At 55.5% G+C, this 26,341-nt stretch carries 32 protein-coding genes and 1 tRNA gene; 17 read left to right on the top strand and 16 right to left on the bottom strand.

Features of this window, described 5'->3' with window-relative positions; translation table 11 throughout:
* Positions 1-81: 81 nt before the first annotated feature.
* The 10 genes from H9X86_RS05070 to rpmG all read right to left on the bottom strand — a co-directional run bounded on the left by H9X86_RS05070 (position 82) and on the right by rpmG (position 7,834).
* The gene (locus tag H9X86_RS05070) at positions 82-1,521 is read right to left on the bottom strand and encodes a TrkH family potassium uptake protein (protein WP_204900489.1); all 1,440 of its coding nucleotides are present in this window, start codon (positions 1,519-1,521) and stop codon (positions 82-84) included.
* The gene (gene trkA, locus H9X86_RS05075) at positions 1,518-2,903 is read right to left on the bottom strand and encodes a Trk system potassium transporter TrkA (RefSeq protein WP_204900490.1); all 1,386 of its coding nucleotides are present in this window, start codon (positions 2,901-2,903) and stop codon (positions 1,518-1,520) included. The genes H9X86_RS05070 and trkA overlap by 4 nt, the downstream gene beginning before the upstream one ends.
* Positions 2,904-2,943: 40 nt before the next feature.
* The gene (locus H9X86_RS05080) at positions 2,944-4,122 is read right to left on the bottom strand and encodes a MalY/PatB family protein (RefSeq protein WP_204900491.1); all 1,179 of its coding nucleotides are present in this window, start codon (positions 4,120-4,122) and stop codon (positions 2,944-2,946) included.
* Between the two features lie 199 nt (positions 4,123-4,321).
* The gene (rplL, locus tag H9X86_RS05085) at positions 4,322-4,693 is read right to left on the bottom strand and encodes a 50S ribosomal protein L7/L12 (protein WP_204900492.1); all 372 of its coding nucleotides are present in this window, start codon (positions 4,691-4,693) and stop codon (positions 4,322-4,324) included.
* 71 nt (positions 4,694-4,764) lie between these two features.
* Positions 4,765-5,295: a 50S ribosomal protein L10 gene (gene rplJ, locus H9X86_RS05090; protein WP_204900493.1), complete on the bottom strand. Its 531-nt coding sequence runs from the start codon at positions 5,293-5,295 to the stop codon at positions 4,765-4,767.
* Positions 5,296-5,582: 287 nt separating this feature from the next.
* A complete protein-coding gene (gene rplA / locus H9X86_RS05095; protein WP_204900494.1) occupies positions 5,583-6,281 on the bottom strand; it encodes a 50S ribosomal protein L1 in 699 nt (232 codons plus the stop codon).
* Positions 6,282-6,300: 19 nt separating this feature from the next.
* Positions 6,301-6,726 (bottom strand): 50S ribosomal protein L11, encoded by a 426-nt coding sequence (gene rplK / locus H9X86_RS05100; RefSeq protein ID WP_204900495.1) that lies wholly within the window; start codon positions 6,724-6,726, stop codon positions 6,301-6,303.
* Positions 6,727-6,808: 82 nt separating this feature from the next.
* Entirely contained in the window at positions 6,809-7,330 is a 522-nt protein-coding gene (gene nusG, locus H9X86_RS05105; RefSeq protein WP_204900496.1) for a transcription termination/antitermination protein NusG, read from the bottom strand.
* A gap of 12 nt (positions 7,331-7,342) precedes the next feature.
* Complete coding sequence (gene secE / locus H9X86_RS05110) at positions 7,343-7,636, bottom strand: preprotein translocase subunit SecE (protein ID WP_204900497.1); 294 nt, start codon at positions 7,634-7,636, stop codon at positions 7,343-7,345.
* A gap of 33 nt (positions 7,637-7,669) precedes the next feature.
* Positions 7,670-7,834 carry a 50S ribosomal protein L33 gene (gene rpmG / locus H9X86_RS05115; RefSeq protein WP_087232476.1) on the bottom strand — a complete coding sequence of 55 codons (165 nt, stop codon included), beginning with the start codon at positions 7,832-7,834 and terminating at the stop codon, positions 7,670-7,672.
* Positions 7,835-8,133: 299 nt separating this feature from the next.
* Between rpmG and ruvX the strand changes: the two genes are divergently transcribed.
* The 8 genes from ruvX (at position 8,134) to H9X86_RS05155 (ending at position 15,794) form a co-directional block, all read left to right on the top strand.
* Positions 8,134-8,553 (top strand): Holliday junction resolvase RuvX, encoded by a 420-nt coding sequence (gene ruvX / locus H9X86_RS05120; protein ID WP_204900498.1) that lies wholly within the window; start codon positions 8,134-8,136, stop codon positions 8,551-8,553.
* Positions 8,554-9,033: 480 nt separating this feature from the next.
* Positions 9,034-9,402 carry a GntR family transcriptional regulator gene (locus tag H9X86_RS05125; RefSeq protein ID WP_204900499.1) on the top strand — a complete coding sequence of 123 codons (369 nt, stop codon included), beginning with the start codon at positions 9,034-9,036 and terminating at the stop codon, positions 9,400-9,402.
* Positions 9,403-9,404: 2 nt separating this feature from the next.
* A complete protein-coding gene (locus tag H9X86_RS05130) occupies positions 9,405-10,760 on the top strand; it encodes a hypothetical protein (RefSeq protein WP_204900500.1) in 1,356 nt (451 codons plus the stop codon).
* Positions 10,761-10,901: 141 nt separating this feature from the next.
* Positions 10,902-12,455, top strand: coding sequence for an ABC transporter substrate-binding protein (locus H9X86_RS05135; protein ID WP_243416837.1), 1,554 nt, complete (start codon positions 10,902-10,904; stop codon positions 12,453-12,455).
* A gap of 57 nt (positions 12,456-12,512) precedes the next feature.
* The gene (locus tag H9X86_RS05140) at positions 12,513-13,457 is read left to right on the top strand and encodes an ABC transporter permease (protein ID WP_204900501.1); all 945 of its coding nucleotides are present in this window, start codon (positions 12,513-12,515) and stop codon (positions 13,455-13,457) included.
* Positions 13,458-13,463: 6 nt separating this feature from the next.
* Complete coding sequence (locus H9X86_RS05145; RefSeq protein WP_204900502.1) at positions 13,464-14,264, top strand: ABC transporter permease; 801 nt, start codon at positions 13,464-13,466, stop codon at positions 14,262-14,264.
* A complete protein-coding gene (locus tag H9X86_RS05150; RefSeq protein WP_243416838.1) occupies positions 14,261-15,070 on the top strand; it encodes an ABC transporter ATP-binding protein in 810 nt (269 codons plus the stop codon). The genes H9X86_RS05145 and H9X86_RS05150 overlap by 4 nt, the downstream gene beginning before the upstream one ends.
* Complete coding sequence (locus tag H9X86_RS05155; RefSeq protein ID WP_204900503.1) at positions 15,063-15,794, top strand: ABC transporter ATP-binding protein; 732 nt, start codon at positions 15,063-15,065, stop codon at positions 15,792-15,794. Before H9X86_RS05150 ends, H9X86_RS05155 begins: the two co-directional genes overlap by 8 nt.
* 77 nt (positions 15,795-15,871) lie before the next feature.
* On the opposite strand, the gene H9X86_RS05160 is transcribed toward H9X86_RS05155, so the two are convergent.
* Together H9X86_RS05160 and H9X86_RS05165 are read right to left on the bottom strand one after the other, a co-directional pair.
* The gene (locus H9X86_RS05160; protein WP_204900504.1) at positions 15,872-19,219 is read right to left on the bottom strand and encodes an alpha-L-arabinofuranosidase family protein; all 3,348 of its coding nucleotides are present in this window, start codon (positions 19,217-19,219) and stop codon (positions 15,872-15,874) included.
* 507 nt (positions 19,220-19,726) lie between these two features.
* A tRNA-Pro gene (locus H9X86_RS05165) sits at positions 19,727-19,803 on the bottom strand.
* 378 nt (positions 19,804-20,181) lie between these two features.
* Here H9X86_RS05165 and H9X86_RS05170 point away from each other — a divergent pair.
* The 4 genes from H9X86_RS05170 to H9X86_RS05185 all read left to right on the top strand — a co-directional run bounded on the left by H9X86_RS05170 (position 20,182) and on the right by H9X86_RS05185 (position 22,344).
* Entirely contained in the window at positions 20,182-20,412 is a 231-nt protein-coding gene (locus H9X86_RS05170) for a hypothetical protein (protein WP_204900505.1), read from the top strand.
* A 487-nt stretch (positions 20,413-20,899) separates the two neighbouring features.
* Positions 20,900-21,385, top strand: coding sequence for a GNAT family N-acetyltransferase (locus tag H9X86_RS05175; protein ID WP_204900506.1), 486 nt, complete (start codon positions 20,900-20,902; stop codon positions 21,383-21,385).
* On the top strand, positions 21,375-21,800 hold the full coding sequence (locus H9X86_RS05180) for a tetratricopeptide repeat protein (protein WP_204900507.1): 426 nt from the start codon (positions 21,375-21,377) through the stop codon (positions 21,798-21,800). The genes H9X86_RS05175 and H9X86_RS05180 overlap by 11 nt, the downstream gene beginning before the upstream one ends.
* Positions 21,801-21,807: 7 nt before the next feature.
* Positions 21,808-22,344 carry a dihydrofolate reductase family protein gene (locus H9X86_RS05185; protein WP_204900508.1) on the top strand — a complete coding sequence of 179 codons (537 nt, stop codon included), beginning with the start codon at positions 21,808-21,810 and terminating at the stop codon, positions 22,342-22,344.
* A gap of 240 nt (positions 22,345-22,584) precedes the next feature.
* On the opposite strand, the gene H9X86_RS12985 is transcribed toward H9X86_RS05185, so the two are convergent.
* From H9X86_RS12985 to H9X86_RS05200, 3 genes are read right to left on the bottom strand one after another with little or no spacing between them, the layout of a single operon-like run.
* Positions 22,585-22,902, bottom strand: a complete 318-nt coding sequence (locus tag H9X86_RS12985; protein WP_204900518.1) for a GNAT family N-acetyltransferase — start codon at positions 22,900-22,902, stop codon at positions 22,585-22,587.
* Entirely contained in the window at positions 22,824-23,033 is a 210-nt protein-coding gene (locus tag H9X86_RS05195) for a hypothetical protein (protein ID WP_204900509.1), read from the bottom strand. The genes H9X86_RS12985 and H9X86_RS05195 overlap by 79 nt, the downstream gene beginning before the upstream one ends.
* Positions 23,034-23,047: 14 nt before the next feature.
* A complete protein-coding gene (locus H9X86_RS05200; protein WP_204900510.1) occupies positions 23,048-23,737 on the bottom strand; it encodes a hypothetical protein in 690 nt (229 codons plus the stop codon).
* A gap of 228 nt (positions 23,738-23,965) precedes the next feature.
* Here H9X86_RS05200 and H9X86_RS05205 point away from each other — a divergent pair, with 228 nt between their 5' ends.
* The 5 genes from H9X86_RS05205 (at position 23,966) to H9X86_RS05220 (ending at position 25,989) form a co-directional block, all read left to right on the top strand.
* Positions 23,966-24,541 carry a hypothetical protein gene (locus H9X86_RS05205; protein WP_204900511.1) on the top strand — a complete coding sequence of 192 codons (576 nt, stop codon included), beginning with the start codon at positions 23,966-23,968 and terminating at the stop codon, positions 24,539-24,541.
* 95 nt (positions 24,542-24,636) lie between these two features.
* On the top strand, positions 24,637-25,020 hold the full coding sequence (locus H9X86_RS05210) for a (deoxy)nucleoside triphosphate pyrophosphohydrolase (protein WP_204900512.1): 384 nt from the start codon (positions 24,637-24,639) through the stop codon (positions 25,018-25,020).
* Between the two features lie 60 nt (positions 25,021-25,080).
* Positions 25,081-25,221, top strand: a complete 141-nt coding sequence (locus H9X86_RS12475) for an SGNH/GDSL hydrolase family protein (protein WP_243416839.1) — start codon at positions 25,081-25,083, stop codon at positions 25,219-25,221.
* Positions 25,222-25,367: 146 nt separating this feature from the next.
* Positions 25,368-25,604 carry an SGNH/GDSL hydrolase family protein gene (locus tag H9X86_RS12480; protein WP_243416840.1) on the top strand — a complete coding sequence of 79 codons (237 nt, stop codon included), beginning with the start codon at positions 25,368-25,370 and terminating at the stop codon, positions 25,602-25,604.
* 1 nt (position 25,605) lies between these two features.
* Positions 25,606-25,989, top strand: a complete 384-nt coding sequence (locus tag H9X86_RS05220; RefSeq protein WP_204900513.1) for a rhodanese-like domain-containing protein — start codon at positions 25,606-25,608, stop codon at positions 25,987-25,989.
* A 62-nt stretch (positions 25,990-26,051) separates the two neighbouring features.
* On the opposite strand, the gene H9X86_RS05225 is transcribed toward H9X86_RS05220, so the two are convergent.
* On the bottom strand, positions 26,052-26,341 hold a 290-nt coding region (locus H9X86_RS05225; RefSeq protein ID WP_243416841.1), incomplete at its 5' end, for a YobA family protein.

The following is a 26,341-nucleotide window of genomic DNA, read 5'->3' on the forward strand; positions in this document are numbered from 1 at the left end:
ACATGTGAGGAGGGGAATAAAAGATGGTAGATGTGTCAAGAGCAAAGAGCTGAGGGACAATATTCGGTTGTAAAGGGATGGTCAGGAGCGCTTCCACGCACTGCGGCTGAAGAGCACCAGGATAGGGAAGATCTCCAGACGTCCGATGATCATGCAGAAGCTCAGCACGATCTTGCTCAGGGGTGAGAAGGCGGCGAAGTTGCCCATGGGGCCAACTGCCTCCAGACCGGGGCCCACGTTGCTGATGCAGGTGATGACAGCGGTGAGGGTGGTGCCGAAGGAGAAGTTGTCCAATCCCACCACAAGCGCAGATGCGAAGATGATGAAAATATAGGTGGCGGAGTAGGTGTAGATGGTGCGCACGGTGGAGTCAGACAAGGGGGCTCCGTCCAGCTTCACCACAGATACAGCCCGGGGATGAATGATGGAGCGCACCTGACAGCGGATGGTGCGCAGCAGAACCAGAATGCGGGAGCACTTCATGCCGCCGCCAGTGGAGCCTGCACAGGCACCAATGAACATGAGAACCACCAACAACATCCTGGACAACTCAGGCCAGCAGTTAAAATCCACAGAGGAGAACCCGGTTGTGGAAATGATAGACGCCACCTGGAAGGCGGCAGCCCGTACAGCATCAGCATATGAGGAAAAGTGGGAACCTATGTTCACAGAAATGATGATGGTGGCCAGGGCGGTGACTCCCAAGAAGAAGCGCAGCTCATCACTTTTCAAAGCCTGCTTCACCTTTCCTGTCAGCACCAGGAAGTACAGGGCGAAGTTGAGGGAGAAGAGGATCATGAAAATGGTGATGATGATCTCAAAGGCGGGGTTTCCGTAGGCGCCCACCGACAGATTGCGGCTGGAAAAGCCGCCGGTACCGGCAGTACCAAAACTGTGGATAAGGGAATCATATAGGGGCATCCCGGCAATACGCAGGCACAAAACCTGGATGATGGTGAGACCCAGATAAATGGCGTAGAGGATCTTGGATGACTGGGAGGCCCGGGGTACCAGCTTGCTCTTCACCGGCCCGGGACTCTCCGCCCGAATCAGGTGGGTGGAGTTGATGCCCAGGAAGGGGAGCAGAGCGGTGGTGAGAATGAGTACCCCCATGCCACCAAGCCAGTGGGTGAAGGAGCGCCAGAAGAGAAGCCCTAAGGGCAGCCCTTCAATGGAGGTGAGGATGGAGGACCCAGTGGTGGTAAACCCTGAGATGGTCTCGAAGAAGCAGTCCACATAGCTGCCAAACTGTCCGGAGAACCAGAAGGGCAGAGCGCCGAACACACCGGACAGCACCCAAATAAGGCCCACGGAGAAAAAGCCCTCCCGTGCGAAAAACTTGTGCTGATTGCGGAAGCCCAGCACAGGCAGCAGCCCAGCCACCACCATAATGGCGATGGTTTTCAGAAAGGGGAAGGGATCCTCCCCATAGTACAGGGCCACCGCCATGGGCAGCAGCATGGCTGCGGCCTCCACCAACAGAGTAAACCCTGCCACTCGAAATACGGTCTTAAAATTCATAGGCCGCCTCGCAGGCCGAAGGTGTCGGCGTAAATGTCATTGAGGTCCAGAATTCCGCTGTCCTTGGCGATGACAATGACGATGTCATCCACCTGGAGGCAGCTGTTGCCCTCGGGGATGATGACCTGATCGCCACGGACGATGCCTGCAATGAGCACGCCGTTTTTCAGCTTCAGATCCTTCAGGGGGGTGCCCAGGTTGCGGGTGGCAGAGCTGACCACAAACTCCATGGCCTCTGCATGGCCGTTGGCGATGTGGTGCAGGGCGGTCATGCGGCTGCCCTTGGAATTTTGAATGCCACGGACCATGCGCAGGATCTGGTAGGCGGTGGTAAGTTTGGGGGAGACCACCGACTCAATCCCGGCGGAGCGGGCAATGAGGGAGTAGTTTTGGCGGTTGGACTTGGCAATGATCTTGTTCACGCCGCACTGATGAGCATAGAGGGAGATGATGAGGTTGTCCTCGTCCCGGTCGGTGAGGGAGATGAATACGTCGCTGGCGGGCATACACTCCTCGGTGAGCAGCTCCGGGTCGGTGCCGTCTCCGTGGAGGATGAGGGCGTGGGGGAACCACTCAGCCAGCTGTTTGCAGCGGGCCTCGTTTTTCTCCACCACCTTACACTGGATGCCCAGCTTTTCCAGTTGCTGGAGCAGGTAATAAGTGACCCGTCCGCCGCCGATGATGAAGGCGGAGCGCACCCGATGGTTGTGGCGGCCCAACACCTTAAAAAACTGGCTTACCCCACTGGGGGTGCCTGCCACATAGATCTTGTCTCCCACGGCAGGGATAAAGGAACCGTTGGGGATCATCACATCGTTGCCCCGTTCCACAGCGCAGAAGAGAATGGGCAGATTTTTGATTTTGGAGGCCAGGTGGGATAGGGGCTGGTCTGCCATGCGGTCCCCAGGCTGGACGTGGAAGGAGACAATTTCCGCCTTGCCCTTGGCAAAGGTGTCCACGTCGGCGGCGTTGGTCAGGCGAATCATCCGGGAGATGTCCATGGCGGCGGCAGACTCCGGGTTGATGAGCTTGTTGATGCCAAAATCCCGACGCAGGTTGTCCAAATCGGCCAGATAGTCCCGATTGCGCACACGGGCCACGGTGTATGAGGTGCCCAGGCGTTTGGCGGTGTATCCGCATAAAAGATTGATTTCATCGGAGCTGGTGGCGGCGATGACGAAGTCTGCATCGGCGGCTCCTGCATCCTCCAGCACGGTGCGGGAGGCGCAGTTTCCCTTGACGCACATCACATCCAGCTGGTTGGAAATGCGGGTCAGGGTATCGTCCGAGACATCCACCACAGTGATGTTGTGATGCTCTGCGGCCAGGTGAAGGGCCACCGTTGAGCCCACTTTTCCGGCTCCTGCAATAATGATATTCAAAATAATTCCTCTCGTTTCTCTCTAATTCAGTGCGGATGGATTACACCAGTCCACGGCGCCCGGCGGCGTGGAGCAGTCGCTCCAGGGCGGCTTGGAGTACCTGGCGGGAACAGGCCAGGTTCAGGCGCATGAAGCCGGGGGCTCCATAGTTGATGCCGTGGCTGAGGTACAGCCCGGCCTCCTGCTCCAGAAAGTTGGCCAGGGCCTCATCGTCCAGTCCAAAGCTGGAGAAGTCCATCCAGGCCAGATAGGTGCCTTCCAGCGGAGAAATCCAGACCTTGGGGAAGTTCTGGGCCATAAAGTCCACCAGATACCGATAGTTCTCCCCCAGGTAGGTGATGAGTTCCTGCAACCAGGGCTCACATTGCTCATAGCCCACTTCCAGGGCCAGCGTGCCAAAGGCGGAGTCGGCATAGGCGCCGGAACGGGCCACTTCCGCCACCAGCTTGGCCTGGTTGTCCCGGTCGGGCACGATGATATTGCCGCAGGCCAGCCCCGCCAGGGAGAACGTCTTACTGGCGGCCATGCCAATGGCACAGTGTTTGGCATATTCTTCGCCAAGGGTGGCATACACGGTATGGGGATGGTCCGGCTGGCACAGATCGCAGTGGATCTCGTCGCTGATGACAAACACGCCGTGGGCCAAGCACAAATCGCCCACCCGCTGCAGCTCCTCCTTTGTCCACACTCGGCCCACCGGGTTGTGGGGAGAACAGAGGATCATAGCGGTGGTGGTGGGACGAGACAGCTTGTCCTCCAGGTCCTCAAAATCCATCTCATAGTGGCCGTCCACCAGCTTCAGGGGATTTTCCAGCAGGGTGCGCCCGTTGTCCCGGACAGCTCGGTAGAAGGGGGGATAGACGGGGGTCTGGATGACGATGCCGTCTCCAGGGTTGGTAAAGGCCCGGACGGCGGCGTTGATGCCGTGGACCACACCGGTGGTGCGGACGATCCAATCCCGCTGGACCTCCCAGCCGTAGCGGCGGGATACCCAGGAGTGAATGGCGTTGTAGTAGCGATCACCCCAGCCAGTGTAGCCCCATAGCCCGGAACTGGCCAGTTCTTCCAAGGCTGCTACAATGGCGGGCGGGGATCGAAATTCCATATCTGCCACAGACAAGGGGACGATACCGGGGGCCGGATCCTGGCCCATCAAGTCCCACTTTTCCACCTCTACTCCCACACGAGGGGGAATAGGTTGGTCAAAGAATTGGTTCACGGGAGACACTCCTCACAATAATGGTGGTATTTTGTTAAAATGATATCACATTTGCACAACTGCCGCAAGGCCTAAGCAGTGAGATATTGGCAAAATCACAAGAATGGATCACTCACGGCAGGTGGCGAAAAAGCACGGGAGGGCTTGCCGCAGAAGTGTCTGCGACAAGCCCTCCCGATAGTACTTGTGGGGAAGTAAATTACTTCAGCTCCACCTTGGCGCCGACCTCTTCCAGCTTGGCCTTCAGAGCCTCGGCGTCCTCCTTGGAGATGCCCTCCTTCAGAGCCTTGGGGGCAGCCTCGACCATAGCCTTGGCGTCAGCCAGGCCCAGGCCGGTGATCTCACGGACAACCTTGATGACCTTGATCTTCTCGGCGCCGACCTCAGCCAGGACCACGTCGAACTCGGTCTTCTCCTCAGCGGGAGCAGCAGCAGCGCCAGCGGCGGGAGCGGCCATGGCGGCGGCGGAAACGCCGAACTCCTCCTCCAGGGCCTTGACGAGCTCGTTGAGCTCCAGAACGGTCAGGGACTTAACCTCTTCGATCATAGCAGTAATCTTCTCGCTAGCCATGATGAAATACCTCCTTAAATAAATAATATAAAGTAAAATGTGGGCGGGTCAACGTCTGACCCGGTGCTGAATTATTCAGCGGCAGTCTCCTCAGCAGCAGCAGGCTCGCCGTCCTTCTCGGCAATAGCCTTCAGGACAATAGCCAGGCTGGTAATGGGAGCCAGCATCATGCCGAGCAGCTGAGCCACCAGGCCGTCCTTAGAGGGCAGATCGGCCAGAGCGGCGATGTCCTCCAGGGGGAGCACCTGGCCGTCCATGAAGCCGGCCTTGATGTTGAAGCGATCGCCCAGCTGCTTGGAGTACTTGTTGATAATCCGCATGGGGGCGATGGGGTCGTCCTTAGAGATGGCAATGGAAGTAGTACCGTTGAGCACCTCATCCAGCTCGCCGAGACCGACATTGTCAGCAGCACGACGCAGCAGGGTGTTCTTCACGACGGAATATTCCACACCGTTTTCTCTCAGCTCGGCACGCAGAGCAGTGTCCTCGGCCACGGTGATACCCTTGTAGTCCACCAGCACACCGGAAGAAGCGCTCTGCAGGGTCTCGGTCAGAGAGGCCACGATGGCTTGCTTTTCACTGAGAACCTTTGCGTTAGGCATTTGGAATTCACCTCCGGAAAATTTAGTGCAGCGGTCTTTGCAGCAAAGCAAAAACGCCGCTTTCGTGTCAAGACGAAAACAGCGCAAACATATCGTTATGAGCTGCATTCTCGGTAGGGTTTATGGCTCACGCCACCTACTGTCTCCGAACACGAGTGGTATTATATCAACCCGGGAGGGATTTGTCAAGCAAAATCCTCCCGAATTGGATATAATTTTACGAAAACTCCATAGCCCGCCCCAGTTCTCGCCCAGAGGGGAGAACTGGGGACGTGGCAAAGGGGTTCTTAGTTGCCGAACTTGGCAGCGCTGACCTTGACGCCGGGGCCCATGGTGGAAGCAGCCACACAGCTCTTCACATACTGGCCCTTAGCAGCGGCGGGCTTAGCCTTGACGATGGCGGTCATGAGAGCGTTGAGGTTGTCAGAGAGCTTCTCAGCGCCAAAGGAGACCTTGCCGATGGGGCAGTGGATGATGTTGGTCTTGTCCAGACGATACTCCACCTTACCGGCCTTGATCTCGTTGACAGCCTGGGTCACGTTGGGGGTCACAGTGCCGGCCTTGGGGGAGGGCATCAGGCCCTTGGGGCCCAGAACCTTACCCAGACGGCCAACCACACCCATCATGTCGGGGGTAGCCACGACCACGTCGAAGTCGAACCAGTTTTCCTTCTGGATCTTCTCCACCATGTCCATATCGCCCACGTAGTCGGCGCCGGCGGCACGGGCCTCCTCGGCCTTGTCGCCCTTGGCGAAGACCAGCACACGGGCGGTCTTACCAGTGCCGTGGGGGAGAACGATGGCGCCACGGACCTGCTGGTCGGCGTGACGGGAGTCGACGCCCAACTTCACGTGCAGCTCCACGGTCTCATCGAACTTGGCGGTGGCGGTCTTGATGACCAGCTCCATGGCCTCGTTCACGTCATACTGAGCAGCGCGGTCGATGAGCTTAGCGCTGTCCACATACTTCTTACCCTTAGTTGCCATTGTTTGTCTCCTCCTTTCCTTACTCTTCCACCAGGATGCCCATGGAACGGGCGGTACCGGCGATCATGCTCATGGCGCTCTCCAGGCTGGAGGCGTTCAGGTCGGGCATCTTGGTCTCAGCGATCTTCTGCAGATCAGCACGGCTCAGGGTGGCCACCTTGGTCTTGTTGGGCACGCCGGAGCCGGACTCGATGCCGCAAGCCTTCTTGATGAGCACGGGGGCGGGAGGGGTCTTGGTGATAAAGGTGAAGGAACGGTCGGCGTACACGGTGATGACCACGGGGATGATGAGACCCATGTCCTTCTTGGTGCGCTCGTTGAACTCCTTGGTGAACGCGGCGATGTTCACGCCGTGCTGACCCAGGGCAGGGCCAACAGGGGGGGCGGGAGTTGCCTGACCGGCGGGGATCTGAAGCTTTACATATCCAGTAACTTTCTGTGCCATTTGAAACAGCACCTCCTACATAAAATGTGGTGGTGACGGAGCACTTTGTGCTCCTCCCACGGTTTGGGACGGAGTGTTTCCGTCAGTTGAGAGGCTCGACCTGGTCCAGTTCCAGCTCGACGGGGGTCTCCCGGCCGAACATAGAAACCACCACCCGAACTTTGCTGCGCTCGGTGTCGATTTCCTCCACGGTGCCGATGAAAGATTCCAGGGCACCATCGGTGATTTTCACGTTGTCACCCACAGCGTAGGACACCATGACCTCGCGTTTCTCCACGCCCAGAGCGGCGATCTCATCCTCAGTGAGGGGGATGGCCTTGTTGGCGGAGCCCACGAATCCGGTGACGCCACGAATGTTGCGCACCAGGTGCCAGGTCTCGTCGGTCATGACCATCTTGACCAGCACATAGCCGGGGAACACCTTGCGCTCCACGGTCTTGGGGCCGTTGTCGGTGATTTCGGTGACGGTCTCCATGGGGATGGAGACCTCGGCAATGACGTCGTGCATGTTGCGGTTTTCCACAGCCTGCTCAATGGAGACGGCTACTGTGTTCTCATAGCCGGAGTAGGTGTGGGCCACGTACCATTTCATTTCCTCAGCCATTGTTGTGACCTCTTAAGCGAAGAGGTTGAGCAGAGCCTCAACCACTTGGCGGGCGATGAAGTCAAAAACCCAGATGAACACGCCAACCAAGATCACGCAGACGATAACGGTGCCTACGTTTTTCAGGGTATCTTTGCCGGAAGGCCAAGTGACCTTCTTCAGCTCACCCTTCAGATCCTTCAGCCAGCGGGAGAGAGGGTTCTGCTTCTTGTCCTTCTTCTTCGCAGCAGTCTTGGCCTTCTTGTCGGCGGAGCTTACGGACTCCTTGCCGGAGACGGCCTGATCTCGCTTGTTCAGTTCAGACATTGGTGTACCCTTCTTTCTTTGAGCGAAGGCTCATTACTTGGTTTCGGTGTGCAGAGTGTGCTTTCTGCAGAAGGGGCAGTACTTGTTGAGCTCCAGACGCTCAGTGGTGTTGCGCTTGTTTTTGTTGGTGTTGTAGTTACGCTGCTTGCACTCGGAACAACGCAGGGTAATCTTCACACGGCTACCGGCTTTCGCCATTCTCGGCACCTCCTTTTGAATTTGCCGCCCGGCAGCAAAAAAGCGCCGGAGCGGCCATGGCCGATTCCAGCGCATCAAAGGGTGCCAGGGCACCCAAAATCTGCTACGGGAAACCGGCCTTTGCCTCCCTGTGACCCTCATGGAGAGGGGAGAGGGTTTTTGTGTTCATCCCGTAAAAATGCGCACAAAAAGAAAGCCCTGCTCACAGGTGCATCCAGCATATCACAGGCATCAGGGCTTGTCAAGAGAAAATTTATCCTATATAATACTGCAACAAACAATCAGGAGGGTATGCGGATATGCGAGTGATGGCAGTGGACTACGGAGACGCCCGCACCGGGGTGGCCATTTCCGATGCCATGGGGCTGCTGGCGGGATTCACCACGGTGATCCACAGCCGAAAGGCGGACCAGGTGGCCCAGGAGATCGGCAAGCTGGTGAAAGAGCACCGGGTGGAGGAGCTGGTGATGGGCTTTCCCCGGAACATGGATGGCACGGAAGGTCCCCGGGCGGAGCTGTACCGGGCCTTTGCCCAGCAGCTGACAGAGGTCACAGGGATGGAAGTGCACCTGTGGGACGAGCGGCGCACCACCATTGAGGCCCATCAGATCCTCCACGCCTCGGGAAAGAAGATGAAGCAGCACAAGAAGAATGTGGATGCCGTGGCGGCCACCTTAATATTAGAGGGATATCTCAACAAGCTGCGGAGAAGCATTTGATAATGAAGAATAAAAAAATGAAGAATGAATCATTGTGGTGTGCCGCTTTGCGGCACGGATTTTGATAAGTGCTGGAGACTTGGGAGATGTAAGGATCTCTCCGTCACGGCTGACGCCGTGCCACCTCCCTTTGCGCAAGGGAGTCGTTTGGCCTGGTGGAGGTCAGAGGGCTGTTTCCATTGACAGGGGCTGGAACTTCTGGTACACTGATAGTAAAATCTGTAAACTGTAAGCATAACACCTTTTGTGATTTGGGGGTGAACCGTATGAAATGGAAGAAAATGATTTCCCCGGTTTTGTCTGTGCTGGTGCTGGTTCTGATGGCCCTGTGGGGCGTGGGTATGGTGCCAAACCAGGAACATACCCCATAGAGCTCCGCTTAATAGGACGCAAAGTCAACCCCGCGAGGGGTTGACTTTTTATGTTATTTGTATTATTATATATAATACAAGCGAGACAAAGAGAGGACGGTGACATGCCATGCTATTCCAACTGAATTTCAACAGTGAGCGACCCATTTACCAGCAGATTCGGGATCAGATCGTGCTGGGCATTGCCCAGGGCAGCCTAGCCCCGGGGGAGAAGCTGCCCACGGTGCGGGCGCTGGCCGACGAGGCCGGAGTGAACATGATGACGGTGAGCAAGGCATACCAGCTGCTCAAGCAGGAGGGGTATATCACCACCGACCGGAGGAGTGGGACGGTGGTGAGTGCCCGGGAAGGGATGCAGACCGTGCCGAAGCAGACCATAAAGCGATTGAAGCTGTCCCTGTCCGAACTGCGGGTGGCGGGATGGAGCCAAGAACAGGTGTTGGAGTTGTGCCGGGAACTGTGTGAACAGGAGGGGTGAACATGATTGGAAAATTGATTTTGTGGGCGTGTATCGTGCCTCTGATACCCCTGATGTATTGGCAGCTGAACAATGAGACCAAGTTCAAAAAGAACATTGCCCTGGGGGTCACGCTGCCCTATGTGGGCCGCACCCATCCCCAGACGGTGGAGCTGCTGTCCCAGTTCCGCAAGGCGTTGAAGTGGGTGTGCTTGGGGTTGCTGGTTTCGGCTGTGGTGCTGGTGTTGCTGCCGGTCTCCTTTGGGCTGTCTCTGACCATCTGGCTGGTGTGGCTGGATGTGGCCATTGTGGTGCCAGTCATACCCTATGTGAAGTACCATAAGAAGCTGAAAGCCCTGAAAAAGGAGCAGGGGTGGTTTCCTGAAGTGCCCCGTACCCGGGTGGTGAATCTCACCGCTGCGGCACAGGAGGAGAAGCCCGTCTCCCCGGTGCAATTTCTCCTGCCTCTGGCGGTCAGCCTTGTCCCGCTGGTGTGGGGAGTGGCACAAAAGGACTGGCTGATGGCGGCGATGTTCCTTGTGGGCCCGGTGTGTGTGCTCCTCTTTTGGGCCATGTATCAGTGGGCCATGCGCAGAAGGGCGGAGACGGTAGACGGCAACGAGACCTTGACCCAGACCCTGACCCGCATCCGTCGGAGAGCCTGGCGGCGCAGCTGGGTGTGGGGCAGCTGGTTTATGGCGGGGGTGAACCTGTCCATGTGGCTGGCTCTGTTCCAGCCCCTGTGGGGACTGATGGCCATGCTGGGTCTATCTGTGCTCTTTGTGGTGTTTGTGGTGGGGCTGGAGGTTCATCTGCGCCACCAGCAGGAGTATCTCACCGCCCAGTGTGGTCAGGATTCCTATGTAGATGAGGACGAGAAGTGGATCTGGGGTATGTTCTACTATGACCCCCACGATACCCACCTGGTGGTCAATGCCCGTATTGGCATGAACACCACGGTGAACCTGGCGAAGAAAAGCGGACGTATCATTGTGGGAGTCACCGCAGTGCTGATGCTGCTCATGCCTCTGATGGGAGTGTGGGTCATGGCAGAGGAGCGTGCCCCCCTGACTCTGGCGCTTACCGACACGGCTCTGGTGGCAGAGCATGGCTGGGACGACTATGAAATCCCTCTGGCAGACCTGGAGCAGGTGGAGCTGCTCCAGGAGCTGCCGAAAGGGTTGCAGCGCGTGGCAGGTACCGGTATGGACACGGTGCAGAAGGGGCGGTACAGAAGTGATGACTATCCCAAACTCACGGTGTGCATCAACCCCCAGGTGGGCCCCTGGCTGCTTATCACCATGGACGACGGCACGGTGTACCTGGTGGGGGACGGACAGGGAAATGTGGAAGATATTTTTGAGCAATTGCAACAATGACTGATCCGGCGGCGCAGGGGGAAGGCTCTGCGCCGCCGGATGTTTTGGGAAAAACCCTTGCAATTCCAGGAAAGTGTGTTAGAATGAATCGGACAACTGAATACAGTTGCGAGAAAAGCAGAAACGAAAGGAAGAAGCAAAATGCCCAAGTTCATGAAACGGGCCCTTTTGCTGCTGCTGACCGGGGTCATGCTCTCGGCTTCACTGTACGGCTGTACAGGAGGCACGAAGGACGGCACCACCCCCACAGCATCTGCACAAACGGGCGAGTTATCCAAAGGAAACTCAGTCACGGTAGGTATCGCACAGGATTTGGACAGCCTGGATCCCCATAAGGCAGTTGCCGCAGGGACCAGTGAAGTGCTGTTCAACATCTTCGAAGGACTGATGAAAGCCAGTCCCGACGGCGGTGTTATCCCCGCTGTTGCCAGTGACTACACGGTTTCCGACGATGGACTCAAGTACACCTTTACCCTGCGGGAGGGTGTGAAGTTCCACAACGGCAGCGCAGTCACCATGGAAGATGTTCTATACTCCTTGGAACGCTGCGCCGGGTCAGAGAACGATGGAACGCCTCTGATTTCGGCGTTTTCTAATGTCACCAGCATGGAGGCCACCGACGACACCCATCTGGTGCTGACCCTGAAGGAGCCCAATCTGGAGTTCATCAACTCCATGACCGCCGCCATTATCCCTGCCAATTCCGGCGCTGACACCGCCACCACTCCCGTGGGCACCGGCCCCTTTGCCTTTGTCTCCTACACCCCCCAGCAGAGCCTGGTGATGAAGAAGTTTGACGGTTACTGGGGAGAGGGCGCCAAGCTGGACGAGGTGACCTTCCGCATCATCACCGACACCAATACCCTGGTGATGGGGCTGCAAAGCGGCACCCTGGACATGGTCATTCACCTTCCCAACACCGTCAAGCCCCAGGTGGAGAGCCAGTTCACCGTCCTTCAGGACACCATGAAGCTGGTGCAGGCCTTGTATATCAACAACAGCGTCAAGCCCTTTGACGATGTGCGGGTGCGCCAGGCCATGTACTACGCCATCAATGTGCAGGAGATCATCGACTTCGTCTGCGACGGAGACGGCGTGGCCACCGGCACCAGCATGTACCCCGCCTACACCAAGTACTTCATGCCCGAGCTGGCCGAGAACTACCAGCAGGACGTGGAGAAGGCCAAGCAGCTGCTGGCTGAGGCAGGCTATCCCAACGGCTTTGAAATGACCATCACGGTCCCCTCCAACTACACCCAGCACGTGGAGACCGGCGAGGTCATCGCCCAGCAGCTCTCTGCGGTGGGCATCACCGCCAAGCTCCAGCCTGTGGAGTGGGAGACCTGGGTCAGCGACGTGTATCGGGGCCGCAACTTTGAGACCACCGTGTGCGGCGTGGCCGCCAGCGACATGACCGGCCGGGAGATGCTGGAGCGGTATGTCAGCGATGGCAGCAAGAACTTCATCAACTTCAACTCCTCTGAGTACGACCAGGTGATGGAGAAGGCCCTGACTACCCTGGATGCCGACGAGCAGACCCAGCTGTATAAAGAGGCACAGACCATCCTCAATGAGGAGGCCGCCAGCCTGTGGCTGCAAGATCTGTGCGATCTGGTTGTGATGAATCCCGCCCTGGACGGCATGACCTTCTATGCCACCTATGTGCTGGATATGAGCACCATCTACTACAAGTAAGGAACTGTCCGATTGGGGGCCGCAGCAGCGGCCCCCAATTTCGAGAGGTGAGGTTTTATGTTCAAAACCATACTCAAACGGGGGCTGCTGCTCTTGGCCACCCTGCTGCTGGTGACCATACTGGCCTTTCTGGCCTTCTCCATCATCCCCGGCGATCCAACCTCCTCCATTTTGGGGGTGGAGGCCACCGGGGAGCAGATTGCGGCACTGCGCTCCAAACTGGGGCTGGACCTGCCCATCTGGCAGCGTTATCTCCAGTGGCTGGGGGGACTGCTCACGGGAGACCTGGGGGAGTCCTACAACTACGCCATGCCGGTGTCCCAGCTGCTGGCCACCTGCGTCACCCACACCCTCACCCTGGCAGGGCTGGCCTTTGTACTGATTGTGGTCATCTCCCTGCCCCTGGGACTTGTGGCAGCCCGGTATGAGGGGGGCGTGGTGGATCGGGTGCTCACCGTTCTCAACCAGATCACCATGTCGGTGCCCAACTTTGTGGCGGGCATTTTACTGGTGTACGTCTTTGGCCTGGTGCTGCGGCTGTTCCAGCCCGGGGCCATTGTCACACCGCAAGCCGGGTGGGGGCCGTACCTGTGGTATATGCTCTTTCCAGCCCTGGCGGTGGCCCTGCCCCGGTCTGCTATGACTGTGAAGATGCTGCGAGGCTCTATCCTGAGTGAGATGGGACAGGACTACATCCGTACCGCTTACAGCAAGGGCAACTCCAAGTCCTCCGCCCTGTGGCGGCACGTGCTGCGCAATGCCATGATCCCCGTGGTCACCTTCCTGGCCATGACGGTGGCGGACATTATGGCAGGCTCCATTGTGGTGGAGCAGGTGTTTGGCATTCCCGGGTTGGGAAAGATGCTGGTCACCTCCATCGGCAACCGGGACTATCCGGTGGTGCAGGCCATTGTGGTGCTCATTGCCACGGTGGTGGTGGTGTCCAACTTTGTTGCGGACCTGCTCTACCGAGTCATGGACCCCAGATTGAGAGGACGGTGAGGGAGCATGAGAAGACACAACTGGTATGGACGGTTGGGCCTGGTGCTCACCGTACTCATGGTGGGGTTTGCGGGTCTGGGCGTGTTCTGGACCCCTTATGAGCCCACCGCCATGGTGGGGGCCAATAAGTACGCCCCGCCCTCTCTGGCCCACCCCTTCGGCTGTGACCAGCTGGGCCGGGACATTCTCTCCCGCACCATGGAGGGAGCGGGCAGCACGTTGATGATCGCCCTGGCCGTGCTGGCCATTGGCTTTGTGGCGGGGCTGCTCATCGGCGCCTTCTGCGGCTACTACGGCGGCGTGGTGGACGCTTTGGTCATGCGTCTCAGCGATGCTCTGGCCGCCTTCCCCAGCATCCTTCTGGCTCTGGTGGTGCTGGCGGTGATTGGTCCGGGCAAGTATAATGTCATCGGGGCTCTGGGCATCCTCTTCGTTCCCAGCTTTGCCCGCCTGGTCCGGGGCGAGTTTCTCAAGTATCGGGACCGGGACTTTGTGCGTTCCGCCCGGCTCATGGGGATCTCCAACCCCCGGATCCTCTTTGTCCACATTCTGCCCAACACCTGGCCCACCCTACTGTCGGGCCTTACCATTGGCTTTAACAATGCCGTGCTGGCCGAGGCGTCCATGAGTTATCTGAGCATCGGTGTCACCGCTCCCGATGTGAGCCTGGGCCGGATGCTCAATGAGGCCCAGGGCGTGTGGTCCACCGCCCCCTGGTGTATGCTCTGTCCTGCTCTGGTGGTGGTGCTCACCATTCTGGGTGTGAGTATGCTGGGCGAGGGCCTGCGGGAAAGGATGGGCGCATGATGTTACAAGTAGAGCATTTGAAGATTTCATTTCCCCATGCCAACGGCCATTTTGAGGCGGTGAAGGACTTTTCTCTCTCCATAGAGGAGGGCCAAGTCATCGGCATTGTGGGGGAGTCCGGCTCGGGCAAGTCCATGACCGCCCACGCCATTATGGGACTGTTAGATAGAAAGAGCGTTCATGTGTCTGGTTCCATCCGGTTTGAAGGGGTGGAGCTGCTGGACTTGAGCCGCAGCCAGATGCGCAGCTATCAGGGCAAGGAGTTGTCCATCATCTTTCAAGAGCCCATGACCAGCCTGAACCCCACCATGAAAATTGGGGCTCAAGTGGAGGAGGCACTGCGCATCCACACGAAAATGAACGCCAAAGAGCGGAAAGCCCGGGCGCTGGAGGCCATGGCACTGGCAGGGCTGCCCGACGGGGAGGGGTTGTATCACCAGTACCCCCACCAGCTCTCCGGAGGAATGCGTCAGCGGGTGATGATTGCCGCTGCCCTGGTGTTGCGGCCCCGACTGCTCATTGCAGACGAGCCCACCACAGCTCTGGATGTGACCATTCAGGCTCAGATTCTGGAGACGTTGAAGGAGGTCAACCGGAAAGAGGGCATTGCCATTCTCTTCATCTCCCACGACCTGGGGGTCATCCGGGCCTTGTGCCACCATGTGGTGGTCATGCAGCAGGGAGAGATTGTGGAGGCGGGGGATGTGGAGCAGGTGTTCCACCACCCTCAGAAGGCGTATACCCAGCGGCTCATCGCTTCCCGCCCCACCAGAACCAAACTGAAAGCAGGTGGCACCCATGGCTGAACAACTGATGGTGAAGATCCAGGGTCTCAACAGCTATTACGGCAAGGGGCATGAGCGCAAGCAGGTGCTGTGCAATGTTTCCCTGACCTTGGCACCTGGCGAAGTGCTGGGCATTGTAGGGGAGTCCGGCTCCGGGAAATCCACCCTGGCTAAGTGCATTTTGGGTGTGGTGAAGGACATCGAGGGCACCTTGGAGGTCACCGCCTTCCGGCCTCAGATGGTGTTTCAGGACCCCTACGGCTCCCTGAATCCTGCCAAGTCGGTAGGCTGGTTTTTGGAGGAGCCCTTGCGGGTGCTGGGGGTGAAGGACAAGAAGGAGCGTCGTGCCCAGGCCATTGATATGCTCTGCCAGGTGGGACTGGGAGAGGAGCACTATGCCCGCCGTCCCTCTCAGCTCTCCGGCGGCCAGCGGCAGCGGGTGGCCATCGCCGCCGCCCTCATCGGGGGCAGCCGCCTCATCGTGTTGGACGAGCCGGTGTCCGCCCTGGACGTGACCATGCAGGCCCAGATCCTCCAGCTGTTGGTGGATTTGAAGGCCAAGTTCCACCTGTCCTATCTGTTCATCTCCCACGACCTGGCGGTGGTCTATCAGATCTGTGACCGGGTGGCGGTGATGTATCAGGGAGAGATTGTGGAGCAGGGGGACGTGGACGCCATCTACGATAACCCCCAACACGACTATACAAAAAAACTCCTCCAGGCGTCTCTGGCCCTGGAGGAATGAAGAAACCGCTGGCAGACTGCGTTCGTGCAGTCTGCCAGCGGTTTTTATGTCGTGGATACGAGCGGGTGCTCAGAGGCTTACCCTCTGCGCCGTCTGAGCTCGGCCAGAACCAGTCCGCCCAGGGAGAGAACCAGCATGGCAGCAGCGGGCCAGATGGTCATGTGATCCCCGGTGGGGGGCACGGAGTCTCCGGGCTGCGTAGGCTGGGTGGTGGGCTGAGCAGTGGGCTGAGCAGTGGGCTGAGCAGTGGGCTGAGTGGTAGGCTGAGTGGTAGGCTGAGTGGTAGGCTGAGTGGTAGGCTCAGTACTGGGCTCCACGGAGGGAGAGGGAGCGGGGGCGTCCACCAGAGCCTTCACGGCGCCTTGCAGGGCGGCCAGGGCCTCGTTGACCTGGGTCTGGGTGGCGTCGGCGTTGCCCCCCACGGTCTTGGCAGCGGTCAGAGCGTCCTGGAGGGCGTTCCAGCTCTCGGGGGTGTAGTCCTCCTCCTGGAGAGCCTGGGCCTTGTCAATGGCGGCTTGGAGCTGGGTCTTGTCCACGGCAGCCAGCTTGACCACCACGAAGGAGTGACGGGGCACGCTGACCACGGGAGCGGCAGTATCAGCCATGGCGGTGGTGGTCTCCACAGCCACGTTGTTGGGGTTGTCCAAAGTGTTCTCGTCGGTGATGCTCTCAGAGGCCAGGGTTTGGATGACCATTTCACGGCCGGTGAGATCGGTGTCGGCAACATCCAGGCGCACCTGGCGGTCAGTTTCACGGTCCACATTCACCAGGGCGATGTAGATGTTGCCTGCATCGTCCTTGCTGGCCAAGGTGGTCAGGGAAGTGACGCCGTTGGCCATGGTGGGGGCAGAATCCAGCTGGGCGGATACGACCTGGTTGCCGAAGCCGGAGTTGAGCATCTGGAAGACGTGGGCGGAGGGGGTGGAGAAGAACTTGAACTCGCCTTCACCGGTGGTGGTGTTGGCGCCCTCCTGGGCCACTACCTGGATGACAGCCTGCTGGGTGGGGCCCAGGGAGTCCGCTCCGGAGCTGTACCAGTCGGACAGACAGTGCTTCTGAATGTAGGGGCTGCCCAGTTTCACATACTCCATCATCACCTTGGCAATATACAGGGCATGGGTCTGGGAGCGAACCTGGGACTCGGTGTTGCGGAAGATGCCGAACTCACTGATGACAGGCACCTTGCCCTCAGGCAGCATGTCCATATAGTCCTGGACATGATCGATGCCCACATCTTCGGCCTTCTTCATGGCGTTATCATAGAAGGTTTCGGCGTTGGAACCACCGGACACGGTGCCGGAGTAGGGGTGGATGGTCATGCCGTCGTACCACTGGTTGGCACCCAGGTTGTTCATGCGAGTGATAAAGCCCTGGGATTCATAGCTGGTGTACACGTTGGCCACATAGTTGGTGCCTTCGGCGGCGTTGATCTGTGCGGTGGTGTTTTTAATGGCCTTGGAGATGTCAACGAAGCCTTGGCGCTCCACGGAGTAGGTGGCGTAGATGTTCTGACCCTTGGGGGGGATCATGCCGTGGACACCATCACCGAACTGGATGGAGCCGTTGGCGTAGTTGACCACACAGTGCTTGTCGGTGGCGGTGGAGTTCTCCAGAGAGGTTACCACCGTCCACTGGGTGAGGTTTCCGTCTGTGCCCACATAGACCTGCACACCGTCGTTCATGGCCTTGAAGCTGGGGTCATCCACGATGTTGCCGTCCTCGTCCAGCATACCGGGGTTCAGGTTGGCGTAGCGCAGGAAGCGCACCTGGTTGGCAGTGCCGTCGGACTGGGAGGCCACCTTGTTCCAGTTTTCCTCCAACACAGTGTACTTCTGGGTGAAGGTGGCGGTGCCGCCCTCGGTGTAGGCTTTTTCCGCCCCACCGGTGACGTAGTCGGTCCAGTAGCCCTGGGAAGTGGTGCCGTCAGCGGCCTGGCCGTAGGCCTGCTGCATCTCGTTGCCGATCTCAAAATAGCGTACATTGTAGGGCTCCTCGTGGCCGTTGGCTGCACGCACGGCGGCCCAGTCAATGCCGCCGTTGGGGTTGGTACCCACTTGAGCATTGAGGTACTCCACCAAATCGGCGGCGTCCTGGGCATTGCCCCGGCCCAGGCTGTATACATACACGATCTCGGAGTCCACCTGGTCGGCAAAGTCTGCAATCTCACCAATGCCGAAGTTGGGAGCAATACCGCCCTGGTTGGGGTTGTTGTAGAAACCGTGGATCTGATCCTTGCGATTTTCCACAGGGCCCAGGGTGGTCTTCCAGTTGAACAGGTTGGAGATGGTACCGCCGGGGTAACGGATGGAGCCAAAGCCTGCCTGCTGGTACAGCTGGACGAACTCCTCCTTCATCTGCATGGTCTCAGAGTCAAAGGTGCCATAGCCGTTGAAGGCGTAGCGGTGGTTGATACCGAAGATGGAGTCGGCATCAATGACCTGATCCACTTGACTCAAATCTACGTTCAGATGCAGGGGAATGACAGAGTTGTAGTTGGAGATGGCCTGCTCCAAGGCGGTGTATGCCTGCTTCATCTCAGCCAGAGACTGGGCTTCTTCAGCTGTATCAATGGCCTGGGCCAGCTGCACAGCGTTCTGGTGAGTATCTTCCAACTCATGGCTGTTATACAGAGTTTTGGCCTCCTGAATGAGAGCATTCAAATCAACCTGGTACAGGGGAGCGGCCTTATCCTCGTAGATGGCCTTGGCTTCCGCATCGGTGAGTACCTTGTTGTAGACGTAGAATTCATCCACATCGCCACGCATGGGGTGGGGGTTGGTGGTGTTGGCGGTTTTGTGGGCGCCCAGACGGAGGGTGAGCACCTGGTTGACGGCGGTGCCGCCCAGGTCCTGCTGGCTGTCCAACTCACCGTTGATGTAGAATTTCACCTTCTTGGTGTCTTGGTCAAAGGTGACAGTGATGTGCTGCCAGCCACCCTTCGTCACGCTGCTCGTGGAGATGACATCGGTGCCGTTGATGTAGGTGTGATACTTTCCATCGGAGCGCAAGGTGAGGATGGAACGACCGGTTCCTTCGTGTTGCAGCAGCACGGTGGAGGCAGCGGCTATGTCACCGGTGATGGTGGTGTCGTAGCGGTACCACATAGAGAAGGAAGTTGACTGGTTTCCGGTGTTGATGTAGTTGGAAAGAAGCATATAATTGTCTGTTCCTTCTCCAAATCGCAGCACATTGCCGAAGACAGAGTTGCCACTGTCTGCAATGCTGACGTGGTCTCCCTGAAGGGTTGCGGTTGTGCCAGTTTGGGTATCGCTGACGAGAGGGGTGTCGCCCTCAAAAGACCAGTGGTCTTTCAACCCTGCCGTTGGCAGGGTTGCTGCGTTGGAGCGCACGAACAAGGCGGGGGATAGAAGAAGACTTAGGGCCAGTGTGGAGGCCAGCGCTCTTTTGAGATGTTGCTTTTTCATGGCATCCTCTCCCTTTGTATAAAATCACTCAATATTCTATCAATGAAATTGTGTGAAGTCAATAAAGATAGAGAGAAAACGAAAAAAGTAATTGGCTAAACTGTCAAATGGCTGTTAAATATGGGAGCGGTGGGAGGTGTGGAATTTCAAGTCAAGAGGCCGCAGGTTCAGGGAGTAACAAAAAAACAGAGTACTCGTAGTTGCTACGAATACTCTGTATGGTCCGAGTGACAGGACTTGAACCTGCGGCCACCGGGGCCATTGCCCCAGTGGCCGCCTAGCGGCGGATTTCAAAGCAAGAGGCCGCAGGTTCACCGAGTAACAAAAAAAGCAGAGTACTCGTAGTCGTACAAATACTCTGCTTGGTCCGAGTGACAGGACTTGAACCTGCGGCCACCGGGTCTATTGCCCCAGTGGCCGCCTAGCGGCGGGTTTCAATGCAAGAGGCCGCAGGTTCACCAAGCAATAAAAAAGCAGAGTACCCGTAGTAGCTACGAATACTCTGCATGGTCCGAGTGACAGGACTTGAACCTGCGGCCTCTTGACCCCCAGTCAAGCGCGATACCAAACTTCGCCACACCCGGATCTCAACCGAACTATGACATGATAGCATATCTTTTTTCAAAATGCAAGAGTAAAATGAAAAAATCTTTTTTCGCCCATGTGATTCATTGTTCTTTACTAAAACTTTGCTTTTTTTGCTACCTGGTGTGACAACATGGCTTCGCTTTTCCTGTATTGTTTCGCTGATTAACTTCCCAGCCCACAGGATTTGCTGCGCCTATGAGGGATGGATAATTTAGGGGGTGTTTGGAATGGTGGGTGTCCGTTGGAAACGGAAAGGAAAACCTTGTGGTCACGGGGGAAATCAGATTGATAACAATTTGATAATTGTGGTGAGATTTCCTGAATATTCTCAGTGTAGTTCGGTATTGTGTGCTACTGATAAGGAGGCAGTACACATGAATGACTACATGACAGCTCTACACCAGCGGTTCTTTCGAAAGCCGGATGTTACGGAACTGGAGAACGAGATTGAAACTGCCCGCCGGGAAGTGCGGGACTGGGGCAAACTGCAATGGCGCAGGCCTATGGACCTTGTAGATGCCCAAACCCTATTGCGAGAAGAAATTTCCCAGGTCAGCTTCACCGCAGGCCTCAAACTGGCCTGGGGAATTGACTGCGGTACATAATCTGCCGCCGTTGCGGTGCTGTACTTTACCAGTGCGTGACTGAGCCCTACAAGTTTCTACCTGTGAGGTAGGTGGCCCAACAAGTAGTCAATAATAGAACGGTGTTTGACAAAGTGGTCGAGTACCGTTCTCTTTTTGCCCATATCTTCCCACGCAAAATTTGCAAACCATATACGGGAGGTGGTTTTGATACATAACCTTGACTGCACGCAGCGTGCAGCAGTAGGGTAATAATATGCAAGCCTACAAATGAGGAACAGAGAGAGGTTCCCTATTAGTTGGGGGATATGGTGTGTACTGGACTGCGTTGGGATACATCAAATGGTGCTCTTGTGCTCCGCGTTGAAAAGTGATAGAATACGTTGGGTTTATTCCTAAAATATGGTATGGGAGAATACATATGGAGAGAGAAGAGAGAAAAGTCCAAGTAAAAATCAAAATTCCCATCAAATTGCTAGTTGCTATCTAATACTATGGAGGAGACAGCATGGAGATCATCCAAGTTACCAAAGTCAACGAAGCTCTTGCACAGTTGGTTGCCCTGTTCCGAGTTGAGTTGCGTTCCTATAAGGGAATCCAAGCCAAGCCAAATCTGGAGGCAGGGCGAGAGGAAATGGAAGAATACCTTGCTGCTAAGTTTCCTGTGTATGCAGCTATGGTAGATGGCGAATGTGCAGGCTATGTTGTATGCCGGATTGACGATGGAGTTGTCTGGGTGGAGTCCATTTTTGTTCGGGAAGAATACCGTCGATGTGGCGTGGCTTCTGCTCTGCACAGCAAAGCGGAAGAAATTGCAGCCTCCTATGGAGACAACACCGTTTACAATTATGTGCATCCAAACAACCACCGTATGATAGAGTTTCTGCGCAAGCGTGGCTACACCGTTTTGAATCTCATTGAGATTCGCAAGGCGTACTCTGGGGAGATATTGACGCAGAAGATTCCAGTGGGAGAATACGAGTTTGACTACTGAGCATTCAAAGAAAGATAAGTCAAAAAGAAATGAGGAAAAGGTTATGAATGCGCAGGAATTATTTGAGCTAGCCATGAAGCACATCTATGGCGACGGTGTCCCGGAGGACAATGATCTGGCCACAAAGCTCTTGATTCAATCCCATGAAATGGGGCATGTGGAAGCGACCTATAACCTGGGTATTTGTTACCACTATGGGTTTGGAACGGATGTGGATTTGGCAAAAGCCTTTGAATTGTACTTGGAATCAGCAAACGCTGGTTATGGCAAGGGCATGGAACTGGTAGGCCGTTTCTACAACCAGGGTATCTACGTAGAGAAAAACCGCAGCCAGGCAGAATACTGGCTTCAAAAGGCTATGAGTTGCGCAGACCCGGATGCTGTTGATGAAGCAAAAAAGGAATTAAAACGTTGAGGAGGAGATGTTCATGGGGAAGACCGTCTTATACCTCGCCATGAGCGTGGATGAATATATCGCAGACGAGCAGGGAGGCGTGAACTGGTTGGGAGGTGACGGCAGCCAGCCGGATGCCCCTGGCAGCTATCCAGTATTTTATGAGACGGTGGACACCATTGTGATGGGCTGGACTACCTATCATCAAATCATCACGGAACTTGCCCTGGACAGTTGGCCTTACCAGGGCCGTCCCTGTTATGTGGTAACCCATCGGCAGGAACCAGACCGGGAGGGAATCTACTTCTGGAATGGAGAACTTACAGCTCTGGTTGATAAGCTAAAGGAGGAACGGGAGGTTGTCATCTGGATTTGTGGCGGTGCATCCGTGGCCGGACAGCTTCTGAAAGAGGGACATATTGACCGACTGTGGCTATCAATAATTCCCACAGTGTTGGGCAAAGGTGTGCGGCTGTTCCCAGATATGGAACAAGAATTCCCTTTGAAGCTGGTGGGCACGGAACAGTATAACGGGATTGTGGATCTCGTTTATGAAAAGCGGTGAAGATGCGTGTGTAGATCAGGAAGGTGCAGACCAATAATAAAAGGGAGTCTTTGCATTGTGCCACGACGGGAGGATCGGTTGATTCCAGACTTTTATCACATCGTCTTACACACTTTGGTTGCCCTGAATATTGTGTTGCTCTGCTTGGTTCTTTGAAAGACAGAGTAAGCAACGCCGTCGGCGTGGGATAGCCCATACCGACGGCGTTTTCTTTGTTTTTCCAGAAGGAGGGAAATGTATTTAGTTAAATATGTTGTGCTGCATTTCCAGTTCGGCTAAATTACTGCGTAATTTCCGGCGGTTCCCTGTGAACTCATAGTCTTCCCGGCGATATAAAGAGATTGTGGATTGATTATTGCTCAGTACCCATAGTGTTGGCTTGTCAGAACATAGTTCTTCGACATAACGCAAGAGCTGTGTTCCATATCCTTTTCGTTGTTCAGAGGGATGTACATAAAGGTTTTCAATCAGATTCCCCTTCAAAGAAACAATGCCCTTGGGGGAGTCAAGGTAAAGCAGGAAAAAACTTTGCCCTGTGACAACTCTTTGCGAATATATTCTATTTGAGTTTCTATGGTATGGGCTTCAATAAAGGCAGGAGAGCAGAAGAATTTGTGGGATTCTCTCCAGGATTCCGCATGGATTTTTGCGGCTTCCCGAATATTAGTTTCTGTTACAAGTTGAAACATATCATACTCCTCGTTCAGTCAAAACCTTCAAAATAGGGATTACCCTTTAGAAGTTCTTGCAGATGTTCTTTCAGTGCCGCCTCCCCAAACCAGTCGCAGGCTTCCAGCAGTGCTTCCTGGGGACTACCTACATAGGCACTTTGAAACAGCTGTCGGGCCAAACAGTCATCCCGCTTGAGTTGTTTCAAAAGAGGAGCCTGGAGAAACTGGTTTTGGCACAGATCGTACATATCACATCCCAGCAGCTGCTCGGCCACCTCTGGATCCTGGAGGTGACTTTCTGCTGTGTCCAGCAGCAACTTCATCATCTGAACTGCAGTGTTGGGGTCACTGTCAGCGATTTGATATAGGAGATCCTGGGTGTCCATGCCCTCCAGTTCTTCTGCTGTCCACCGCCGGACAGCGTGGGGGAAGTCGGCAATCAGTAAATCACGGCAAGCCATTTCATTTTCGGAAAAATCCCAACGACGCACCATATCCACCAGTTCCGTGCGGGTAAAGCGGCGTGGCGGGGGTGTGCTGTCCTCCACAGAGATTGTGAAACTCAAATTGATTTTTGGCGTGCTATCGTCGGGAACCAGCTTGGCCTGTTCGGAGGGAAACAGAGAGGAAGTACTCCCAAAATCTCCACACCAGCCACATTCCCAGCGGTTTCCCCGCACCATAACAGGACTGCCACAGTGTGGGCATCGAATGGTTTCCATATAGTAAGCCCCCTTATGAATATCAACATTGTAGCAGTTGCAAATTTGCACATCAAGGGGACGTATATAAGAAATTATAAGAATACCTTGTGGGATTCTTTTGTTCCAGGTATACTAAAACCAAGAACTTCCAAGCAAAAGAGGGTGAGAAGTGTGCGCTGCTTCGGCTTGTTTTGCAGAAGTTACTGAGGATGACAAATAAAATAGTTATGAGATGAGGAATTCGCTATGACAGAAGTTGAAAAAATTGCTTATGCGAGGAGTTATATTCAAAAGCTGGCAAATGGGATTAATCCACTGACTGGTCAAGAGGTGTCAGAAGGGGATGTCATAAATCATGTCAAAATTTCACGATGTCTGTTTTATGTCTCCGATGTTTTAGGACAGGTTGTGGAAAACGGGGGTGTTTCCCTGCGGAAAAGGAACGTACGCAAGTTGCCTTTCCAACTTGATTATCAAGCACGGGAGGCTTTCCGATATTCCGAAGCACCCATTCCGATCAGTGAGATTACCAGGCGGATTAACGAATTAATACAGCCGGAGGAGATGACCAAACTAAGCTACAGGCACATCCTGGAGTGGTTGATCGAAATTGGTCTCCTCGTGCTCGTGACAGATGCCTCAGGAAAGATGATTCGTAAACCAACAAGAAGTGGAGAAGACCTTGGAATTACTGTCGAACAGAGACAAAGTCCTCGAGGGGCATACACCGTAGTTGTCTATAGCAAGGCTGCACAGGAGTTTATCCTGGATAATCTGGATGGGGCGATTGGACGAAGTCAAAAACTGAAATCTAGTCAGTAAAGCAGTCGCCTCTGGATATTTCAGGAAGGTAGAATTCATTTGTATCTTCACACTCCAGATTGGTTTGAAAAAGAAGAATTGGATGGGATAAAGATATGACAGAAGTAGTTGCAGCCCTGATTTGGGACAAGAAAAAGTTCATGATTTGCCAGCGCCCGGCCCACAAGGCCAGAGGTCTTCTGTGGGAGTTTGTAGGCGGAAAAGTGGAGCCGGGAGAAAGTAAAGAGCAGGCTCTGATCCGGGAGTGCCAAGAGGAGCTGGCCATCACCTTGAATGTGGGGGAGATATTCATGGATGTGACCCATGAATATCCGGACTTAACTGTTCATCTGACCTTGTTCCACGCCACTATTCAGGAAGGAGTGCCTCAGAAGTTGGAGCACAACGACATCCGGTGGATTACGGTAGATGAGATAGACCAATATGAGTTTTGTCCGGCAGATGTGGAAATCCTGGAAAGGCTGAAGACTTTCAAGTGATAGTCACCTCTGGCCATACTTGACGGCATTTCTGTACAGAGAAAGGAATGGCACAGAAAAATGAAAGTCATCTGCTTCGGCGACTCTAACACCTTCGGTTATGATCTCCAGAGCTATTTCGGCGGGCGCTACGATGGGGACGACCGGTGGGTGGATATTCTGGCTGAAAAACTGGCTGGACAGTCTGTAACATGGGAGTGAACGGACGGGAGATCCCTTCCTCTGCCCCGCAATTTCCTGCTGATACTGATCTGCTGATTGTCATGCTTGGGACAAATGATCTACTCCAGGGCAAAAGCCCTGAGTAGGCTGCTGAGAAGCTGGGGCGATTTCTCTGCGACATTTCCATGGAGCGGAACAAGATTCTACTGATCGCACCGCCGCCAATGACCCTGGGAGAGTGGGTTTCAGACCGTCAGCTGGTGGATTATACCCACAGCTTTGCCCAGAGCTGTCATGCCCTGACAGAGCGGCTGGGCAGCTTTGTCGATGCTGGAAAGTGGGGCATCTCTCCGGCCTATGACGGCGAACACTTTACGGAGCAGGGCACAAGGCCTTTGCTGCCGGGCTATTGGAGGAATTGAAATGAAACCAATGGCATTTTTGTTGTCCTCTCTACTGTTGTTATTGACTGGATGCAGTGGGAATCCATCCGGCACCTCCTATCAGCAGATCACCCAGGAGGAGGCCAAAGGGATGATGGACACCCAAGAGGTCATCGTTCTGGATGTGCGGGAGCAGAGTGAATATGACAGCGGCCATATTCCGGGGGCTGTCCTGTTGCCGGTAGGGAGTATTGACGAGGAAACTGCTGCCGCTGTGATTCCGGAAAAGGATTCCACAGTGCTGGTGTACTGTCGCAGCGGGAATCGCAGCAAGACTGCATCCTCTGGCTTGGCTGGACTGGGCTACACCAATATCTATGAGTTTGGCGGTATCAACACCTGGCCCTATGAGATAGAGTCGTGAGGATACCGCCAGGGGGATAAACGTTTGTTAAAGGACAGGGGTGAGCGGCGTAGAATGTCCGCTCACCCCTGGTTTTGTTGTGCTCGGTCTGCCGGTTCCGTCAAGGTAATGGCATACACGGTGTTGATCTGCAACGGATAACTCTCTGCAATACTGCCATCAAAGTAGACCGTCACCACATCGCCCACAGAAATTGGACTGTACAGGCCGTCTTTGTTTTCCCCATCCAGAGACACGGAGCAGTCAGCTCCGGTTGGGTAACCCTCCGTTTCAATGTAGATGAGAATATAAGTGTCGTGAACCTCCTGGACGACACCGGTGATGCTGGGCTCATTGGCAATGATGTAATTCA

Source organism: Pseudoflavonifractor capillosus (genome assembly GCF_016902575.1).
Classification (GTDB): domain Bacteria; phylum Bacillota; class Clostridia; order Oscillospirales; family Oscillospiraceae; genus Enterenecus; species Enterenecus capillosus_A.

What these genes read in the sequence shown, in the direction of transcription:
- H9X86_RS05070 (WP_204900489.1), bottom strand. Translation starts at nt 1,521, where the DNA reads ATGAATTTTAAGACCGTATTTCGAGTGGCAGGGTTTACTCTGTTGGTG.
- rplL (WP_204900492.1), bottom strand. Translation starts at nt 4,693, where the DNA reads ATGGCTAGCGAGAAGATTACTGCTATGATCGAAGAGGTTAAGTCCCTG.
- rplJ (WP_204900493.1), bottom strand. Translation starts at nt 5,295, where the DNA reads ATGCCTAACGCAAAGGTTCTCAGTGAAAAGCAAGCCATCGTGGCCTCT.
- rplA (WP_204900494.1), bottom strand. Translation starts at nt 6,281, where the DNA reads ATGGCAACTAAGGGTAAGAAGTATGTGGACAGCGCTAAGCTCATCGAC.
- rplK (WP_204900495.1), bottom strand. Translation starts at nt 6,726, where the DNA reads ATGGCACAGAAAGTTACTGGATATGTAAAGCTTCAGATCCCCGCCGGT.
- nusG (WP_204900496.1), bottom strand. Translation starts at nt 7,330, where the DNA reads ATGGCTGAGGAAATGAAATGGTACGTGGCCCACACCTACTCCGGCTAT.
- secE (WP_204900497.1), bottom strand. Translation starts at nt 7,636, where the DNA reads ATGTCTGAACTGAACAAGCGAGATCAGGCCGTCTCCGGCAAGGAGTCC.
- rpmG (WP_087232476.1), bottom strand. Translation starts at nt 7,834, where the DNA reads ATGGCGAAAGCCGGTAGCCGTGTGAAGATTACCCTGCGTTGTTCCGAG.
- ruvX (WP_204900498.1), top strand. Translation starts at nt 8,134, where the DNA reads ATGCGAGTGATGGCAGTGGACTACGGAGACGCCCGCACCGGGGTGGCC.
- H9X86_RS05125 (WP_204900499.1), top strand. Translation starts at nt 9,034, where the DNA reads ATGCTATTCCAACTGAATTTCAACAGTGAGCGACCCATTTACCAGCAG.
- H9X86_RS05130 (WP_204900500.1), top strand. Translation starts at nt 9,405, where the DNA reads ATGATTGGAAAATTGATTTTGTGGGCGTGTATCGTGCCTCTGATACCC.
- H9X86_RS05135 (WP_243416837.1), top strand. Translation starts at nt 10,902, where the DNA reads ATGCCCAAGTTCATGAAACGGGCCCTTTTGCTGCTGCTGACCGGGGTC.
- H9X86_RS05140 (WP_204900501.1), top strand. Translation starts at nt 12,513, where the DNA reads ATGTTCAAAACCATACTCAAACGGGGGCTGCTGCTCTTGGCCACCCTG.
- H9X86_RS05145 (WP_204900502.1), top strand. Translation starts at nt 13,464, where the DNA reads ATGAGAAGACACAACTGGTATGGACGGTTGGGCCTGGTGCTCACCGTA.
- H9X86_RS05150 (WP_243416838.1), top strand. Translation starts at nt 14,261, where the DNA reads ATGATGTTACAAGTAGAGCATTTGAAGATTTCATTTCCCCATGCCAAC.
- H9X86_RS05155 (WP_204900503.1), top strand. Translation starts at nt 15,063, where the DNA reads ATGGCTGAACAACTGATGGTGAAGATCCAGGGTCTCAACAGCTATTAC.
- H9X86_RS05160 (WP_204900504.1), bottom strand. Translation starts at nt 19,219, where the DNA reads ATGAAAAAGCAACATCTCAAAAGAGCGCTGGCCTCCACACTGGCCCTA.
- H9X86_RS05170 (WP_204900505.1), top strand. Translation starts at nt 20,182, where the DNA reads ATGAATGACTACATGACAGCTCTACACCAGCGGTTCTTTCGAAAGCCG.
- H9X86_RS05175 (WP_204900506.1), top strand. Translation starts at nt 20,900, where the DNA reads ATGGAGATCATCCAAGTTACCAAAGTCAACGAAGCTCTTGCACAGTTG.
- H9X86_RS05185 (WP_204900508.1), top strand. Translation starts at nt 21,808, where the DNA reads ATGTTCATGGGGAAGACCGTCTTATACCTCGCCATGAGCGTGGATGAA.
- H9X86_RS05195 (WP_204900509.1), bottom strand. Translation starts at nt 23,033, where the DNA reads ATGTTTCAACTTGTAACAGAAACTAATATTCGGGAAGCCGCAAAAATC.
- H9X86_RS05200 (WP_204900510.1), bottom strand. Translation starts at nt 23,737, where the DNA reads ATGGAAACCATTCGATGCCCACACTGTGGCAGTCCTGTTATGGTGCGG.
- H9X86_RS05205 (WP_204900511.1), top strand. Translation starts at nt 23,966, where the DNA reads ATGACAGAAGTTGAAAAAATTGCTTATGCGAGGAGTTATATTCAAAAG.
- H9X86_RS05210 (WP_204900512.1), top strand. Translation starts at nt 24,637, where the DNA reads ATGACAGAAGTAGTTGCAGCCCTGATTTGGGACAAGAAAAAGTTCATG.
- H9X86_RS12475 (WP_243416839.1), top strand. Translation starts at nt 25,081, where the DNA reads ATGAAAGTCATCTGCTTCGGCGACTCTAACACCTTCGGTTATGATCTC.
- H9X86_RS12480 (WP_243416840.1), top strand. Translation starts at nt 25,368, where the DNA reads ATGGAGCGGAACAAGATTCTACTGATCGCACCGCCGCCAATGACCCTG.
- H9X86_RS05220 (WP_204900513.1), top strand. Translation starts at nt 25,606, where the DNA reads ATGAAACCAATGGCATTTTTGTTGTCCTCTCTACTGTTGTTATTGACT.